General features: G+C 68.4%; 16 protein-coding genes. 5 read left to right on the forward strand and 11 right to left on the reverse strand.

The features are described 5' to 3' along the window. From ACWEWT_RS17190 to ACWEWT_RS17210, 5 genes are all read left to right on the forward strand, one after another. The gene (locus ACWEWT_RS17190) at nt 1–1,302 is read left to right on the forward strand and encodes an acyl-CoA dehydrogenase family protein (RefSeq protein ID WP_452559990.1); all 1,302 of its coding nucleotides are present in this window, start codon (nt 1–3) and stop codon (nt 1,300–1,302) included. Further along, the gene (locus ACWEWT_RS17195) at nt 1,299–2,321 is read left to right on the forward strand and encodes a phosphotransferase family protein (protein WP_452559992.1); all 1,023 of its coding nucleotides are present in this window, start codon (nt 1,299–1,301) and stop codon (nt 2,319–2,321) included. Before ACWEWT_RS17190 ends, ACWEWT_RS17195 begins: the two co-directional genes overlap by 4 nt. Beyond that, nucleotides 2,318–3,094, forward strand: a complete 777-nt coding sequence (locus tag ACWEWT_RS17200; protein ID WP_452559994.1) for an enoyl-CoA hydratase-related protein — start codon at nt 2,318–2,320, stop codon at nt 3,092–3,094. Before ACWEWT_RS17195 ends, ACWEWT_RS17200 begins: the two co-directional genes overlap by 4 nt. Beyond that, the gene (locus ACWEWT_RS17205; protein ID WP_452559996.1) at nt 3,091–4,068 is read left to right on the forward strand and encodes an NADPH:quinone oxidoreductase family protein; all 978 of its coding nucleotides are present in this window, start codon (nt 3,091–3,093) and stop codon (nt 4,066–4,068) included. The genes ACWEWT_RS17200 and ACWEWT_RS17205 overlap by 4 nt, the downstream gene beginning before the upstream one ends. Before the next feature lie 348 nt (nt 4,069–4,416). Further along, a complete protein-coding gene (locus ACWEWT_RS17210) occupies nt 4,417–5,292 on the forward strand; it encodes a TIGR03619 family F420-dependent LLM class oxidoreductase (protein WP_452559998.1) in 876 nt (291 codons plus the stop codon). 10 nt (nt 5,293–5,302) lie between these two features. On the opposite strand, the gene ACWEWT_RS17215 is transcribed toward ACWEWT_RS17210, so the two are convergent. From ACWEWT_RS17215 to ACWEWT_RS17265, 11 genes are all read right to left on the reverse strand, one after another. Then, nucleotides 5,303–5,932 (reverse strand): hypothetical protein, encoded by a 630-nt coding sequence (locus ACWEWT_RS17215; RefSeq protein ID WP_452560000.1) that lies wholly within the window; start codon nt 5,930–5,932, stop codon nt 5,303–5,305. Between the two features lie 94 nt (nt 5,933–6,026). Continuing rightward, entirely contained in the window at nt 6,027–7,175 is a 1,149-nt protein-coding gene (locus ACWEWT_RS17220) for an acyl-CoA dehydrogenase family protein (protein ID WP_452560002.1), read from the reverse strand. A gap of 7 nt (nt 7,176–7,182) precedes the next feature. Continuing rightward, entirely contained in the window at nt 7,183–8,346 is a 1,164-nt protein-coding gene (locus tag ACWEWT_RS17225) for a thiolase family protein (protein ID WP_452560004.1), read from the reverse strand. Further along, nucleotides 8,347–9,174 carry an enoyl-CoA hydratase/isomerase family protein gene (locus ACWEWT_RS17230; protein WP_452560006.1) on the reverse strand — a complete coding sequence of 276 codons (828 nt, stop codon included), beginning with the start codon at nt 9,172–9,174 and terminating at the stop codon, nt 8,347–8,349. Further along, complete coding sequence (locus ACWEWT_RS17235) at nt 9,171–10,403, reverse strand: CaiB/BaiF CoA transferase family protein (protein ID WP_452560008.1); 1,233 nt, start codon at nt 10,401–10,403, stop codon at nt 9,171–9,173. The genes ACWEWT_RS17230 and ACWEWT_RS17235 overlap by 4 nt, the downstream gene beginning before the upstream one ends. Beyond that, nucleotides 10,403–11,170 carry an SDR family NAD(P)-dependent oxidoreductase gene (locus ACWEWT_RS17240; RefSeq protein ID WP_452560010.1) on the reverse strand — a complete coding sequence of 256 codons (768 nt, stop codon included), beginning with the start codon at nt 11,168–11,170 and terminating at the stop codon, nt 10,403–10,405. Before ACWEWT_RS17240 ends, ACWEWT_RS17235 begins: the two co-directional genes overlap by 1 nt. Then, on the reverse strand, nt 11,170–12,336 hold the full coding sequence (locus ACWEWT_RS17245; RefSeq protein ID WP_452560159.1) for an acyl-CoA dehydrogenase family protein: 1,167 nt from the start codon (nt 12,334–12,336) through the stop codon (nt 11,170–11,172). The genes ACWEWT_RS17240 and ACWEWT_RS17245 overlap by 1 nt, the downstream gene beginning before the upstream one ends. Before the next feature lie 261 nt (nt 12,337–12,597). Next, nucleotides 12,598–12,975: a hypothetical protein gene (locus ACWEWT_RS17250; RefSeq protein WP_452560012.1), complete on the reverse strand. Its 378-nt coding sequence runs from the start codon at nt 12,973–12,975 to the stop codon at nt 12,598–12,600. Next, nucleotides 12,972–13,679 carry an ABC transporter ATP-binding protein gene (locus ACWEWT_RS17255; protein WP_452560014.1) on the reverse strand — a complete coding sequence of 236 codons (708 nt, stop codon included), beginning with the start codon at nt 13,677–13,679 and terminating at the stop codon, nt 12,972–12,974. Before ACWEWT_RS17255 ends, ACWEWT_RS17250 begins: the two co-directional genes overlap by 4 nt. Beyond that, nucleotides 13,676–14,389 carry an ABC transporter ATP-binding protein gene (locus tag ACWEWT_RS17260; RefSeq protein WP_452560016.1) on the reverse strand — a complete coding sequence of 238 codons (714 nt, stop codon included), beginning with the start codon at nt 14,387–14,389 and terminating at the stop codon, nt 13,676–13,678. The genes ACWEWT_RS17255 and ACWEWT_RS17260 overlap by 4 nt, the downstream gene beginning before the upstream one ends. Next, nucleotides 14,367–16,493 carry a branched-chain amino acid ABC transporter permease gene (locus ACWEWT_RS17265; RefSeq protein WP_452560018.1) on the reverse strand — a complete coding sequence of 709 codons (2,127 nt, stop codon included), beginning with the start codon at nt 16,491–16,493 and terminating at the stop codon, nt 14,367–14,369. The genes ACWEWT_RS17260 and ACWEWT_RS17265 overlap by 23 nt, the downstream gene beginning before the upstream one ends.

Below are 16,493 nucleotides of genomic sequence, written 5' to 3' on the forward strand. Positions count from 1 at the left end.
ATGGCATGGGATTTCGAGACCGAACCCGATTTCCGGGCGAAGCTGGACTGGGCCGACGCGTTCGTCCGCGAGGAGGTCGAACCACTCGACCTCATCTGGCCGCACGAACAGTTCGTACCGTTGGAGGGTGCCCGGCGAGCAGCCGTCGACCCGCTCAAACAGCGGGTCCGCGAACAGGGCCTCTGGGCGACCCATCTGGGCCCGGACCTCGGCGGACAGGGCTACGGACAACTGAAACTGGCGCTGCTCAACGAGATTCTGGGCCGCAGTTCATGGGCGCCCATCGTCTTCGGCTGCCAGGCTCCCGATACCGGTAACGCCGAGATCATCGCGCACTACGGCACCGCGGCCCAGAAGGAGAAGTACCTGCGCCCACTGCTGGACGGCGAACTCTTCTCCTGCTATTCGATGACCGAACCGCAGGCCGGTGCCGATCCCACCCTGTTCCGTACCCGGGCCGTCCGCGACGGCGACGACTGGGTGATCAGCGGCCGGAAGTTCTTCTCCTCCAATGCCCGCACCGCCGCGTTCCTCATCGTGATGGCGGTGACGGATCCGGATGTGAGCCCCTACCAGGGGATGTCGATGTTCCTGGTCCCCGCCGACACCCCCGGGATCCATATCGAACGCAATATCGGCCTGGCCGGGGAACCGCTGAACGAAGGCTCCCACGCACTCATCCACTACGACGACGTCCGGGTACCGGCCGAGGCCCTGCTCGGCGAAGCGGGCCAGGCGTTCGTGATCGCGCAGACCCGGCTCGGGGGCGGACGGATCCATCACGCCATGCGCACCATCGGGCTAGCGCAGAAGGCGCTCGACATGATGTGCGAACGTGCCCTGAGCCGGGAGACCGCCGGCAGCCGGCTCGCCGATAAACAGTTCGTCCAGGGCTATATCGCCGACTCCTACGCCCAGCTGAAACAGTTCCGGCTGCTGGTGCTGTACACAGCCTGGGAGATAGACAAATACAACGACTACAAGAAGGTCCGCAAGGATATCGCCACCGTGAAGGTCGTGATGCCGACCGTGCTGCACGATATCGCCTGGCGGGCCATGCAGGTGCACGGTGCGCTCGGCACCACCAACGAGATGCCGTTCTTCACCATGATCCACGGCGCCGGAGTGATGGGCCTGGCCGACGGCCCCACCGAGGTGCACAAGATGACCGTCGCCAAACAGGTACTGCGCGACCACCGTCCCAGCGACGACCTGTGGCCCACGGAGTGGATACCGCGCAAGCTGGAAGCGGCGCGCGCCAAATACGCCGGATTCCTGGAGAACGAGGTGGGCAACCAATGATCGACTTCGCGCCGCTGGCCCGGTGGATGGACGAGACCGGGCTGCCCGGTAAGGGCGAACCGCTCGGGACCCGGTTCCTGTCGGGCGGCACCCAGAACGAGATCTACGAGATCACCCGCGGCGAACACCGCTGTGTACTGCGGATCCCCCCGGCCGGTGCCCCGGCCGACCGGGACAACGGCATCCTGCGGGAGTGGCGGATCATCGAGGCGCTCGACGGCACCGATGTCCCGCATACCGACGCGGTGGCCGTCTGCACCGATACCTCCGTACTCGGCCGGACGTTCTATCTGATGGGGTTCGTGGACGGCTGGTCCCCGATGGATCACCGCCGGGTCTGGCCGGCACCGTTCGATACCGACCTCACCGCCCGCGCCGGACTGGCCTATCAGCTCGCCGAGGGGATAGCGCTGCTGTCCAAGGTGGACTGGCGGGCTCGGGGCCTGCACGATCTGGGCCGCCCGGACGGTTTCCACGAACGCCAGGTCGACCGGTGGACCGGTTTCTTCGAACGGATCAAGGGCCGCGAACTCGACGGGATGAACACCGCGACCCGCTGGCTGCGCGAACACCGCCCGCTGGACTACATCCCCGGGCTCATGCACGGTGACTACCAGTTCGCCAATGTCATGTTCCACGAAGGCGATCCGGCCCGGCTGGCCGCCATCGTCGACTGGGAAATGGGCACGGTCGGTGATCCGAAGCTCGATCTCGCGTGGATGGTGCAGAGCTGGCCGGCCGACACCTCCGCCCCCGAGGCCGCCGAATCGGGCTACGTGGATATGCGCGGTATGCCCTCCCGCGACCAAGTGGTCGCGCATTACGCGGAGGTCTCCGGACGGCAGGTCGACGATCTCGACTACTACCTGGTCCTCGCCAAATGGAAACTCGCGATCGTGCTGGAGCAGGGCTTCCAGCGCGCGGGCGCGGACGTCAAACTGCAATCCTTCGGCCCGATCGTGCCCGAACTCATGCGATCGGCCGCCGAACTCACCGAGACAACGGAGTACCGCATATGAGTGACGCAGAATTCCTGGTCGACCGCCGCGGTCCGGTCACCGTACTCACGCTGAACCGCCCGCAGGCGCGGAACGCCCTGAACGGCAACCTGATCGCCGGTATCGGCGCCACCGTCCTGGAAGCCGAACAGGATTCCGGCACCCGGGCCCTGGTGATCACCGCCGCGGGCGATCGCGCGTTCTGCTCCGGGATGGATCTGCGCGCGTTCTCCGGCGGCGAGGATGTCGGATTCAGCGATACGCCCGAGAACCGGGCCTTCCAGCGGCTCACCCGCGGAGCCGTCGGAGTCCCGGTCGTCGGCGCCGCCAACGGCACGGCGGTAGGAGGCGGTCTGGAACTGCTGCTGGGCTGCGATCTGATCGTCGCCGCCGATACCGCGAAATTCGGACTGCCGGAAGTGCAGCGCGGACTGTTCCCGGGCGGCGGTGGTACCTATATCGCCGAACGCATCCCCCTCGGTATCGCCCTGCAACTGACCCTGACCGGTGAATTCTTCCCCGCCGCACGCGGTTACGAGATCGGCCTGATCAACGCGGTGGTACCGGCGGACCAGGTACTCGGGACCGCGCTCGCCTTCGCGGAGCGGATCGCCGCGAACGGACCGCTCGGGGTCGCGGCCTGTAAAGAACTGGTACGCCTGTCGGTGACCGACCAGGAAAAGGCCGCCGAGCGGTTGCGGCACTGGCAGAGCGTGGTATTCGCCAGCGCGGACGCGAAAGAGGGCGCGATGGCCTTCATGGAGAAGCGCGATCCGGTGTGGCAAGGGAAATGACCACCGTACGGGCGGTGGTCTGCCCGGAATACGGAACGCCGGAGGTGCTCCGGATCGAGCGGCGACCGGTAGCTCCGCTCGGGATCGGCCAGGTCAGAGTCCGGGTGCGGGTGGCCGCGGTGAACTTCCCCGATGTCCTGTTGATCGCCGGGCGATACCAGATCACCGTCGCACCCCCTTTCGTTCCGGGCAGCGAATTCGCCGGTCACATCACCGAGCTCGGGCCCGGGACCGCGGGATTCGCCATCGGGGAACGTGTTTCGGGGACCGGCCTGTACGGGGCGTTCGCCGACGAGGTCGTCGTCGCGGTCACGAATCTGGCACCGATCCCCGACGGCGTCGACGACCGCACCGCGGCCGCCTTCGGTGTCGCCTACCGGACCGCGTACCACTCGCTGCGATCGGTGGCCCGGGTCGGCCCCGGCGATACCGTGATCGTGCTGGGCGCCGGTGGCGGAGTCGGGCTCGCCGCGGTGCAGCTGGGCGTGGCTCTCGGCGCGGAGGTGATCGCGGTCGCCTCCTCGCCGGAGAAGCTGACCGCGGCGGCGTCCTACGGTGCGAACCGGTCGATCGACTACCGCGATACGGATCTGCGCGCGGAACTGCGCACCGCGCTCCGCGACGGTGCCGCGGCCGTCCTGGATCCGGTGGGCGGTGACCTGTCCGAGCCGGCGCTGCGCGCCCTGGGCCGTGGTGGCCGGTTCGTGACCATCGGCTACGCCTCCGGAACCGTACCCCGCATTCCGCTCAACCTGGTCCTGGTCAAGGGAGTACAGATCCTCGGGTTCCAGTTCCGCGATATCGACCCGGTCGAATTCGAGCGCAACGAGCGGGAGCTCTCCGGCCTGCTGATCGAGGGCCGGGTGACACCGCATATCGGGGCCGTCCACGCCCTGGAGGACGCCGCCGCGGCCGTGGGCACCGTCGCGGCCGGGCGCGCGGTCGGCAAGGTATTGATCGACCTCGGCCGCTGACAGACTCGGCACGCCGGCCACGGTGACCTCTCCGGCATGACCGGACAGGTCTGTGTCGAGACAGCCCGACGGGCGGGCGCGGCACCGCCAGCTCGCTCGGCGCTGCAACATATTCCGCGAAAGTTCTGCGCTGACCGGGTCGGCCGTAGACCGGAGTACCGGCCGCCGGTGTGCGCCGGTCGTGCGCTGCTCCGCAGCAGGGTGATTCCTCCGCGATGTCCGGGAATTCGGCAGCGGCCGAGCAGGTTCCTTCTCCACAGCGGCCGGCCGCCGACGAGCTGTCACGGCGGACCCGCCCCGGCAGATACACGCGGGCCGCGCTACGGACGGCGCACCGGAAGGAACACGATGAAGTTCGCAGTCAGCTACAGCACGGCTCATTTCGGGACCGAACCCGATCGCCTCGCCGATTACGCCCGGCACGCCGAGGCGTGCGGATTCGAAGGGCTGTACCTGCCCGAACATCTGGTCCTGTATCCGGGAGCCCGGCTGCACGATTTCGAGGTACCGCCCGGCCTGCCCTTCGCCGATCCGCTGGACACTCTCGCCTTCGTCGCCGCGGTCACCGATCGGCTGTTGCTCGGCACCGGCGTGCTCCTGCTGCCCTACCGGCACCCGGTCGTCCTCGCCAAACAGCTGGCGACGATCGACGTTCTGTCCAAGGGCCGGATGCGGCTGTTGTCGGTGGGTCTGGGGACGCTACCGGCCGAGGCCGCCGCGACCGGGGTCGATTTCCGCACCCGCGGGCGGCGGGCCGACGAAGCCATCGATGTGCTGCGTCTGCTCTGGGCGGGTGGCGAAGACGGCGTGAGCTACCACGGCGAATTCTTCGACTTCGACGATCTGGTCCAGTATCCGAAGCCCTACGGAGCCACCACCCTGCCCATCCATATCGGGGGTTCGAGCATCGCCGCCGCGCGTCGGGCGGGATTGCGGGGTGACGGATATTTCGCGGGCGGTGCGCTGCTCCCGGACGCGCGTGCGGCGCAGTGGGAACTCGCCCGGTCGACCGCGACCGAAGCCGGCCGCGATCCCGGCTTGCTCGAGTACACCCGCTGGAGTGGACTGGATATGACCGACGAACGGCTGGCGGCTTTCGCGGCACAGGGTGTGACCCGCGTGGTGGTCAGCGCGACCGCCACCGATCCGGCGGCACAGCGCGATGAACTCGCGCAGTTCGCGGACCGCTTCCTGGCCGCCGGTTCCCGACCCGGTGACGGGTAGCGGAGCCGGCTCAGACCGCGCGGACCAGGGCCTGCCGCCCGCGCAGGTCGGCCAGTAATACCTCGCCGCTGTGGAAGACCTCGATATCCTCGCGCTTCTGTTCGGGCACCCCGGCTGCCGCGAGGGCGCATCGTTTGAACGCCTGGGCCGCCGAACTGAGCAGATGATGTGCCGAGAAGACCCGGCAGGCGAGATCCGGGGGCAGATCGTCGCCCCAGACCGCGAGTTCGGCCAGGCCCTTGTCGAGGCAGTCGATGGCGCCCCTGCGCACCCATTCGTTGGATACGAACACATCCGGTGCCAGCAGCACACTCTCGGGCCAGGTGTCGTGTACCGGGGAGGCCATGGCGGTGGTGAGGTCGAGGACTGTCGCGCCCAGGATCTCGAGCGGGCGGACGTCGTCGTGTTCGGTGAGTACGGCGACCACCTCCCAGCCGCCCATCATGCGATCGAAGATGTATCCGCCCGCATACCGGACGGCGTCGACGGTGTTCGGCGCGACGATCGCCAGCCGGTGCCGCAGCGGATGGCGCCTGGCGTGCGCGCGCATGATGTCGACCGGGCGTAGACCGGGGCCGACCACGGCTTCGACGTCCAGCGGGCAATCAGCCGCACTGCGTTCATCCCGTGAACCGATCACCGGGTACTCCGTTCGATAAACCAACTGCTGAAACAGTAGGGTCGAACAGCCTTATGTGACGCACGTCTCATCAAATTATCAGCTGTGCTATACATCACAAACCGAGGTCTTTGGCAATGATAACTTTCATGACCTCACTGGTCCCCGCGTAGATACGCGCCACCCTGGCATCGGTATAGAGCCGGGCGATCGGATACTCCATCATGTAGCCGTAGCCGCCGAACAACTGCAGGCACCGATCCACGACCCGGGCCTGGGTCTCGGTGGCGAACAGCTTCACCCGGGCGGCGTCGGCGCCGGAGAGTTCCCCGTCCACCAGATCCCGGACCGCCCGGTCCACCATGGTCTGCCCGGCCTCGACCTCGGCGGAGATCGCGGCGAGCTCGAACTTGGTGTTCTGGAACGACGCCACCGGGGTACCGAAGGCTTTGCGCTCCTTCACGTAGTCGATCGTGGCGTGCAGGGCCGCGCGGGCCTGCGCGACCGAACCCACCGCCACGGTCATCCGCTCCTGGGGCAGGTTGTGGCCGAGATAGCCGAAGGCGGCACCCTCCTCGCCGAGACGGTTGGCCACCGGTACCCGTACATCGGTGAACGACAGCTCCACCGTGTCCTGCACCTTGCAGCCCATCTTGTCCAGCACGCGGCCGCGCTCGAAGCCCGGCATCCCGCCCTCCACCACCAGCAGGGTCAGCCCGGCCCGCCGATTGTCCGGATCGGTGGCCGTCCGGGCCACCACGATCACCAGATCGGCGAGCAGACCTCCGGTGATGAAGGTCTTCGCGCCGTTGAGTACGTACTCCGCGCCGTCACGTACCGCGGTGGTGCGGATCCCGGCGAGATCGGATCCGGTACCCGGCTCGGTCATGGCGACGGCGGTGAGCAGCGTGCCGTCGGCCAGCCCGGGGAACCAGCGCTCCCGCTGGCGGGCATCGGCGTATTCGAGGAAGTACGGCAGGATCACGTCCAGCTGGGTGCGGACGGTACTGAGCGTGACCAGCGCCCGCTGCGCCTCCTCCTGCAACACCACGTTGTACCGGTAATCCCGCACCCCCATCCCGCCGTACTCCTCCGGGATCGCGGTACCGAGCAGACCCAGTTCACCGAGCCGCCGGAACACCTCGCGCGGCATCTGCCCCCGCTTCTCCCACTCCGGGTACTGGGGCACGACCTCCTTGTCGATGAACTCGCGCGCCAGCTCGCGGAACGCTTCGTGGTCGGGGGTGAACAGATCGCGACGCATATTCTTCCTAGGAGACGAGTTCGACGACGGTGGCATTCGCGGTGCCGCCGCCCTCGCACATGGTTTGCAGACCGAAGCGAATCCCGTTGTCCCGCATGTGATGGATCATCCTGGTCATGAGCACCGCACCCGAACCACCCAGCGGATGTCCGAGCGCGATGGCGCCGCCGAGCGGGTTGAGCGCGGCCGGGTCGGCGCCGGTTTCGGCGAGCCAGGCCAGCGGGACCGGCGCGAACGCCTCGTTGACCTCGAACACCCCGATATCGGCCACCGTGAGCCCGGCTTTGCGCAGCACCTTCTCGGTGGCCGGGATGGGGCCGGTGAGCATGAGTACCGGGTCGGCACCGGCCACCGCACCGGCACGGTAGCGGACGAGCGGGGTCAGGCCGAGTTCGGCGGCCTTCTCGGCCGTGGTGACCAGCAATGCCGCGGCGCCGTCGGATATCTGGGAGGAGTTGCCGGCATGGATGACACCGTCGTCCTGGAACGCCGGTTTCAGATTCGCCAGTTTCTCGGCGGTGGTGCCGCGCCGGATCCCTTCGTCGGCGGTGACCTTCCCGCCCTCGGTGGTCTCCCCGGCGGGCGCGTCGACGGCGACGATCTGTTCGTCGAACGCTCCCCGGTCCTGGGCGGCGGCCGCCAGGTCGTGGGATCGGGCGGAGTACTCGTCGAGCGCGGTGCGGGTGAAACCCCATTTGCGCGCGATGAGTTCGGCCGAGATCCCCTGGTTGAACGAGAAATCGTCGTATCGCGCCAGTACCGCCGGACCGTAGGGCTGCCCGGTCGCGCGGGCGGCGCCGAGCGGAACCCGGCTCATCACCTCGACCCCACCGGCCACCACCAGATCCTGCTGACCCGACAGCACCGCCTGCGCCGCGAAATCCAGGGCCTGCTGGCTCGAACCGCAGGCCCGGTTCACCGTGGTCCCGGGCACCGATTCGGGCCATCCGGCGGCGAGTACGGCATAGCGGCCGATATTGCTCGACTGGTCGCCGACCTGGGACACACAACCCCACACCACATCGTCGATCAGTCCCGGATCGACGCCGGTACGTTCGGCCAGTTCCCGCAGCACCACCGCGGACAGATCCGCGGCGTGCACACTCGACAATCCGCCCTTCCGTTTGCCGACCGGTGTGCGCACCGCGCCGGCGATCACTACTTCCCGCATCTACCCGCTCCTCTTCTCGCCGCCGGCCGGGGGCAGCGACCAGGCACCGGTGAACCGCGGGGTGCGCTTCCCGGCGAAGGCCGCGTACGCCTCCGGTGCGTCGGCGGTGGCGAAATTGACTCCCTGTGCCCGGGCCTCACCGGCCAGGGCCTCTCGTAGTGTCGAGTCTGCACCCTCGTTCAGCAGCGCCTTGGTCTGCGCCAGCGCCACCGGGGGTCCCGCGGCGAGCCGCGCGGCGAGATCCACGGTGAACTCGTCTATCTCGGCGTCGGCGATCACCCAGGTGACCAGGCCGAGCGCCTCGGCACGCTCGGCATCGATAGTCTCGGCCAGCAGTGCCAGCCGTTTGGCCTGCTGCAATCCGACCAGTTTCGGGAGCAACCACGAACCGCCGAGATCGACCGACAGTCCGCGCCGCGCGAAGATCTGGGCGAAGGTGGCCTCCGGGGTGGCCACCACCAGATCGCAGCCCAGGGCGAGGTTCCAGCCCGCGCCGACGGCCGGTCCGGTCACTTTCGCGACGGTGGGCACCGGTAGTTCGTGCAGTTGCAGGGCGAGATCGGTGAAGATGCGCAGTTTGTCCATGGGGTGCCGGGCGTCGGGTACCGAGATATCGGCGCCGGAGCAGAAGGCACCGCCGGCGCCGGTGAGCACCAGTGCGCGCACGGACCGATCGCCGCCGGTATCCCGCAGGACGTCCGCCAGTTCCCGCCACATCGCCCAGGTCATCGCGTTCCTGCGGTGCGGACGGTTCAGGGTCACCGTCCGCACCCCGGCGTGATCGGCGACCAGCAGCTCCGGTTCGCTGTTCACCGCGCCGGTACTCACTGCCCCTCCCCCGGCACCGGGTTCCGGTACTCCGGCCCGATCGCCGAAGCGGCCCGCAGCCCGTCGATCTCCGCGGCCGACCGGCCCAGTTCCCGCAGTACCGCGTCCGTGTGCTCACCGAGCCCCGGAACCGCGCCCATCGGCGGCTCGAAACCGTCGACCACCGCCGGCGGCAGCAGCGCGGGCACCGGACCGCCGGGGCTGTCGACAGCACGCCAGCGGTCGCGGGCCACGAGCTGTGGATGGTCGATCAGCTCGGCGGTGGTGTTGTACCGCGAGTTGCCGATACCGGCCTCGTCGGCGGCCTTCTGTACCTCGGCGAGGGTGTGCCCGGCACACCAGCCACCGATGGCCTCGTCCAGTAGCGATCGATTGCGCACCCGGTCGGAATTGGTGCGGAACCGTTCGTCGGCGGCCAGGTCCGCGCGGCCCAGGATCTCCCGGGCCAGCCGCTGCCATTCCCGGTCGTTGGTGGTACCGAGGACCACGGTCTGCCCGTCGCCGGTGGCATAGGCACCGTAGGGTGCCACCGCCGGCGAACTCATCCCGAGCGGCTGCTGCTCGACCCCCGAATGCCGGGTGTAGTTCAGGTGGTAGCCCATCATCTCGGCCATGGTGTCGAAGAGGCTGATACTGATCGCCCCGCCCGCGGCGCCGGTCTCCCGGTAGCGTCCGCACAGCTGCGCCAGGATCGACAGTGCCGCGTACAGTCCCGTGGTCACATCCGCTACCGCCGGACCGGGTTTGGCCGGTTCACCCGGCCGGCCGGTCACCGAACACACCCCGGATTCCGCTTGGACGAGCAGATCGTAGGCGCGTTTGTGCGAGAGCGGCCCGCCCGCGCCGAAACCGTCGATCTCCAGCGCGATCAGCCGCGGATACCGTGCGGCCAGATCGCCGGGGGTCAGGCCGAGCCGGGTGGTGGCACCGGGCGCGAGATTCGACACCAGTACATCCGCGCGGGCCAGCAACTCGTGCAGAACCGCCAGGCCCTGTTCGGATTTCAGGTCCAGGGTCAACGATTCCTTGCCCCGGTTCACCCAGACGAAATGGGCGGCCTGCCCCGCCACCACATCGTCGTAGTGCCGGGCGAAATCACCACCGGCCGGATTCTCCACCTTGATCACCCGGGCACCGAAATCGGCGAGCGTGCGGGTGCACATGGGTGCCGACACCGCCTGCTCCAGCGCGACCACCAGCACCCCGGCCAGCGGGCCGGTCGCCGTCATCACATCACCATGCCGCCGTCGACGGGCAGCACCTGCCCGGTCACGAACGACGCGGCGTCGGAGGCCAGGAACACGAACGCCCCCGCGACCTCGTCGGGTTCGGCCCAGCGGCGCAGCGGGATCCGGTTGAGCATCTGCTCGGCGAACTTCTCGTCGGTGCGGATGGTTTCGGTCATCGGGGTCGCGGCCAGCGGGGCCAGCGCGTTCACCAGGATGTTCTTCCGGGCCAGTTCCCGGGCCAGCGATTTGGTGATGCCGATGATTCCGGCCTTCGCGGCGGAATAGTTGACCTGCCCGAGCGTACCGGTCAGACCCGCGGACGAGGTCACATTGACGATGCGCCCGGTACCGTCGGTGGCCAGGTACGGCAGGGCGGCCTGGCTGCAGTTGAACGTCCCCAGCACGTGCACATCGAAGATCGCGCGCATGGACTCCGGGGTGGTTTTCGAGAACATCGCCGGAGCGGTGATCCCGGCATTGTTCACCACGATATTGATCGTTCCGCCGCCCAATTCGGCGGCCTGCCGCGCCGCGGTCACCGCCGAATCCGGATCGGCCACATTCAACGCGCTCGCCTGCGCCGTGCCCCCGTCCGCGCTGATCTTCTCCGCGACCGCCGTAGCGGCACCGCCGTCGAGATCGGTGACCAGGACCGCTGCCCCCTGCGCGGCCAGGGCGCGAGCGACCGCCGAACCGATACCGCCGGCCGCGCCGGTGACCAGGGCGGTGCGCCCGGTCAGATCGAACAAACCGTTCTTCGCTGCCATCAGTAGCTCCTCGGCATTCCCAATACGTGCGACCCCAGATAGTTGAGGATCATTTCCTGACTGATCGGCGCGATACGCATCACGCGCGACTCCCGGAAATACCGGGAGATGTGGTACTCCTCCGAATAACCCATACCGCCGTGCGTCTGCATCGCCCGGTCGGCCGCTTCGAAACCGGCCTCCGCGCAGAGATATTTGGCGGTGTTCGCCTCCCGGCCACAGGATCTGCCCTGGTCGTACAACCAGGTCGCCTTGCGCAGCACCAATTCGGCCGCGTCCAGCCGGGCCAGGGAATCGGCCAGGGGGAACTGGATTCCCTGGTTCTTGCCGATCGGCCGCCCGAACACCTCACGCTCGTTCGCGTACCGGACCGCCCGATCCAGTGCGACCCGGCCCAGTCCGAGCGCTTCGGCCGCGATGAGCATCCGCTCGGGATTCAACCCGTCGAGCAGGTATTCGAAACCTCGGCCCTCCTCCCCGACCCGGTCCGCCACCGGGATCCGCAGATCGTCGATGAACAGTTCGTTCGAGGAGACGGCGTTACGGCCCATCTTCGGAATGGGCCGGATATCGACACGATCGCGATCCAGATCGGTGAGGAACAGCGTCATACCGCTGGTCTTCTTGTCGACCTCGTCGTATTTGCTGGTGCGGGTCAGCAGCAGGATCTTCTCCGACTCCAGCGCTTTGGAGATCCACACCTTGCGGCCGTTGACCACGTAGTGGTCGCCGTCGCGGCGGGCGAAGGTGGTGATCCGGCTGGTATCCAGGCCCGCGCCGGGCTCGGTGACACCGAAACATACGTGCAGATCACCGCGGGCGACCCGGGGCAGGGTTCGCTGTTTGAGCTCGTCGGAACCGTGCACGATCACCGGCTGCATACCGAAGATCGACATATGGATCGAGGTGGCGGCATTCATCCCACCGCCCGACCGCGAGACCTGTTCGGCCAGGATCGACGCCTCGGTGATCCCCATCCCGTGGCCGCCGTACTCCTCGGGAATACAGATGCCCAGCCAGCCACCGTCGGCGACGGCGCGATAGAACTCGGTGGGGAATTCGTGGTCCCGGTCCTTCTCCATCCAGTACTGATCGTCGAATTTGCGGGTCAGTTCGGCCACCGAATCCCGGATCAGCCGCTGATCCTCGGTCAGCTCGAAACTCATACCGTCGGACACATCAACTCCCTCTCGTCGTCGCCGCGACCGGGCCGGATCACCCGGCCACGGCACCACCGGCCGCCGCCGGTCGGCACGGTCCGGCATATCGGCGTCCCGGCACCACCGCGACATCGTGAACAGTTGCGACACAGCGTTCTCCGCCCACACCGCCCGCCGTCGTCCGGTTCGCCCGCTGCCCACCGCGGCGATACAGCTCGACCGACGCCGTGGAACACCGTGCGGCCGAGACTGCGGCACCGGGTGGCTTCATCGCTGCGGCACGCCCACCTCCCCGTACTCCTGCGCCGCGGCGGCGGGCAGGCGGTCGGCCAGCCGGTCCAGGTCGTAGGACTGCCGGGCCATCCAGTAGCGCAACACACCGGTCAGCGAATAGCGCAGGAACAGGGCCGCTCCCACGATGCTCAGCGCGACCCCGCCCAGCGCGATGGTGAGCGCGTCCCGCTGCACCAGTGCGTCGGAGGTGTTGTGCGACATCAGATAGGCCAGCGCTGTCACCACCGGACCGAGCACCAGGAGCACGACTCCCACGCGCAGCCACAGCGCGCCGCGCCCGGCGGCGGGATCGGGGATCTTCAGCTCCGCGAGTTCGGAGACGAAACGGTCCGCACGGGTTGATTCGGTCATGAGGAACTTCCTAGATAGAGAGTGGCCAATTCGTTGCGGAGCCCGGCATCGGGCGGGCCGTGATGTTCGATCCGGCCGCGCACCAGCACCGCGGCGGAATCGGCGATATCCAGTACCGCGGCCGCGAACTGCTCGACGATCAGCACCGCGACCCCCTGCCGGGCGATCTCGGCCACCTGCTCGTAGAGCCGGCCCACCACCAGCGGCGCCAGTCCCATGGACAGTTCGTCCAGCATGAGCACGGCCGGATCGGTGGCCAGCCCGCGCGCCAGCGCCAGCATCTGCTGTTCGCCGCCGGAGAGCGTGCCGGCGGTCTGGCCGGCCCGCTGGGCCAGGATCGGGAACCGGGCGAACGCGATCTCCTCGATCCGGTCCCGCGGCATGCCGGTGAAGGTCATCATCAGCAGGTTGTCGCGCACAGTGAGATTCGGGAAGATACCGCGGCCCTCCGGGATCAGGCAGACCCCCGCCCGGGCGAGGTCGCGGGGATCGACCCCGTTGACCGTCCGGTTGCCCAGTCGCAGTTCGCCTTCCGCCACCGGATGGACCCCGGCGGCGACCGACAGTGTGGTGGTCTTACCGGCACCGTTGGGTCCGAGCAACGCCACCACTTCGCCCGCCCGCACACTCAGGTCGACACCGTGCAGGACGGTGATCGCCCCGTAGGCGGCGCGGATTCCGCGGAGTTCCAGCAGGGTGCTCATGCGGCCCCCAGATACGCGGCGAGCACCTGTTGGTCGGCGCGGATCACCTCGGGCGGACCGTCGGCGATCACCTTTCCGAGGTCGAGCACGTACAGGTGATCGCAGACGCTCATCACCAGGCCCATATCGTGTTCCACCAGCACCACGGCGGTACCGTCCGCGGCGACCGAACGCAGCAGTTCGGCGAATCGATCGGTTTCGGTACTGTCCTGGCCCGCGGCGGGTTCGTCGAGCAGCAGCAGGGTGGGCCGGACGGCCAGCGCCCGGCCCACCTCCACCAGCCGGGCCAGACCGGTGGGCAATGCGTCGGCGAGATCCCCGGCCCGGTCGCCCAGCTCGAGCCGGTCGACGATCTCGTCGGCGATCCGTTTGGCGTGCCGCCGATGCGGACCGAGTTCCGCCGCGACCAGCAGGTTGTCGCGGACCGACAATCTGCCGAACAGTTCGAGCCGCTGGAAGGTCCGGGCCATCCCGCACCGGGCCCGGCGCGCCGGGGCCAGCCGGGTGATATCGCGCTCGCCCAGCCGGATCCGGCCCGCGGCGGGCCGCCGCAGCCCGCAGATCACATCGAACAGCGTGCTCTTACCGGCCCCGTTGGGCCCGATCAGCCCGGTGACCCGGCCGGCCTCGGCGGTGAGTCCGGCACCGTCGAGGGCCCGGCGGCCACCGAAGGTGACCGTGATATCGCTAACCTGCAGCAGCGATGGCATGTTCCAGCTCCTCCTTGTCCGAAGAACGCCAGGGCCGTTTCACACCCCACCACTCGACCGGGATATCCGGTTCCCCCGCGACGGCTCGCTGGGCGCGATTGTTCGCCCAGATCCGGACGGCGAAGACACCGATCACCGAACCCCAGAACAGGATCCAGCCGTCGACGGCCCCGGCCAGCCGCAGCGCCCACAGCACGGCCGGGATACCGACCATCGCCGCCAGCGCCACCCGATTGCGGATCGCCGCCTCGAAACCCTCGCGCATCCGCGCCACGGCACCGTGGCTGACCACACCGCCACCGAAGGCGATACCGGCCAGCGCCGGGATCACGTGGATGATGTTCTCGGTCGACGGGAAGAGCACCGGCACGGCCAGCAGCGGTCCGTAGAGCGCGACGCCGACGAACAGTCCGTTGCCCAGCGCGCCGAGTCCGGCGAACACCGCCACCAGGAAGATCGGCATACCGGCCACGAAATTGAACTGTTCGGGAGTCACCGAACCCATCTGCATTCCGTAGAGGGCTCCACCGAGTCCGGCCAGCCCGGCACTCAGCGCGAAGACCGCGACCTTCGCGAACAGCAGATTCCCGCCGAGGGTCGCGTAGGCGGCCTCGCTGTCGCGCAGGGCGATCAGGCGACGCCCGAACCGGCCGCGGCGCAGGGCCGCGACACCGAGCGTGGCCACCGCCAGGCAGACCGCCGCGAAAACGGTGATCTGTCCGGCCTCCTCGAGTTTCCACCCGAAGAGACTCACCCCGGCGACTTCGACCGAGCCCTGGTCGAAGAACGAGATCCGCGCACCCGCTATCTCGAAGGCGGGCAGGGTGAAGATCCACCGGTCCAGGATCACCGCGAAAGCCGCGGTACCCAGCGCGAGGTACACACCCGACAACCGCAGCGCCGGGATCGCGACCAGTGCCCCCGCGATCGCCGCGACGACCACGGCCCCGGCCAGACCCCACCATTGCCCGTCCGGAGCCAGATGCGCGTAGGCGATCGCGCCGATCCCGGCCATACTCAGCTGCGCCAGCGAGATCTGCCCCGCGTAACCGGACAGCGGTACGAATGACAGCGCGATGACACCGAAGGCGAACATCGGACCGTAGGCGATGAGATCGCTTTCGCCCAGGGTGGTCGCGACCATCAGGCCGAGGAGCACGATCACCGCGGCGAAGAACACCGCGCCCCCGCGCGAGGGCGTGGGTACCGGACTGAGTTTGCGATCGCGCCCACGTAACCGGCCGTGCGGGAACAGCAGCAGCGCGGCCAGCAGCAGCAGCGCGGGCGCGGCCAGCCGCAGCCCGGGCAGGTACTCGTTCTGCGGTAGATAGCCGGTCAGATAGCTCTCCATCAGACCGACCACGACCGCCCCGAGGAAGGTCATCGGCAGGCTCCGCAGCCGTCCGAAGATCGCCGCCGTATAGGCGCTGACGATCAGCAGCGACAGCGTCGCGGCATCCAGCGATACCGTCGGGGCGATGAGAATGCCTCCCACCGCGGCCAATTCGATACCCAGGATCCAGGCGACCCGGTTGGCCCGGACCGGGTCCGCGCCGGTGAGGCCGGCCAGCGCCCGATCGTCGACGGTGGCCCGCATCTCCGCGCCGGTGCGGGTGTTGAACAGCAGGACCCGCAGCACCACCGCGACCGCCACGGCCACCAGCATGGTGAGTGCCTGATGCCAGGTGACCGTGGCCGAACCGAGCCGGAGGGGCTCGGCGTCGGGGAAGAAGGTCGGCAACGATCGGGCCTGTATCGGATTCCAGATCCAGCGCGCCAGGGCGATGAGCCCACTCAGCAAGGCGACCGTCATCACCAGTTTCTCGGCGTCACCGAGTCCCTGCACCGCCCGTAGCGCCCGCTCCACGAGCAGACCGGACAGCGGTGCGAGCACCAGGAGCACGACCGCCAGCGCGATCGGTACCGGCACTCCCCATCCGGCGGTGAGCTGCCAGTAGGAGAAGGCGGCCATCATGCCGGCGGCGCCGTGCGCGAAGTTGAAGATCCCGGTGGTCGTATGGGTGAGCACCAGGCCGCTGCCGATCACGGCATAGACGGCCGCGGTGCTCAGCCCGACGATCCCGAAGGCGAGGAATTGATCCAT

The organism is Nocardia sp. NPDC003963, assembly GCF_053605105.1.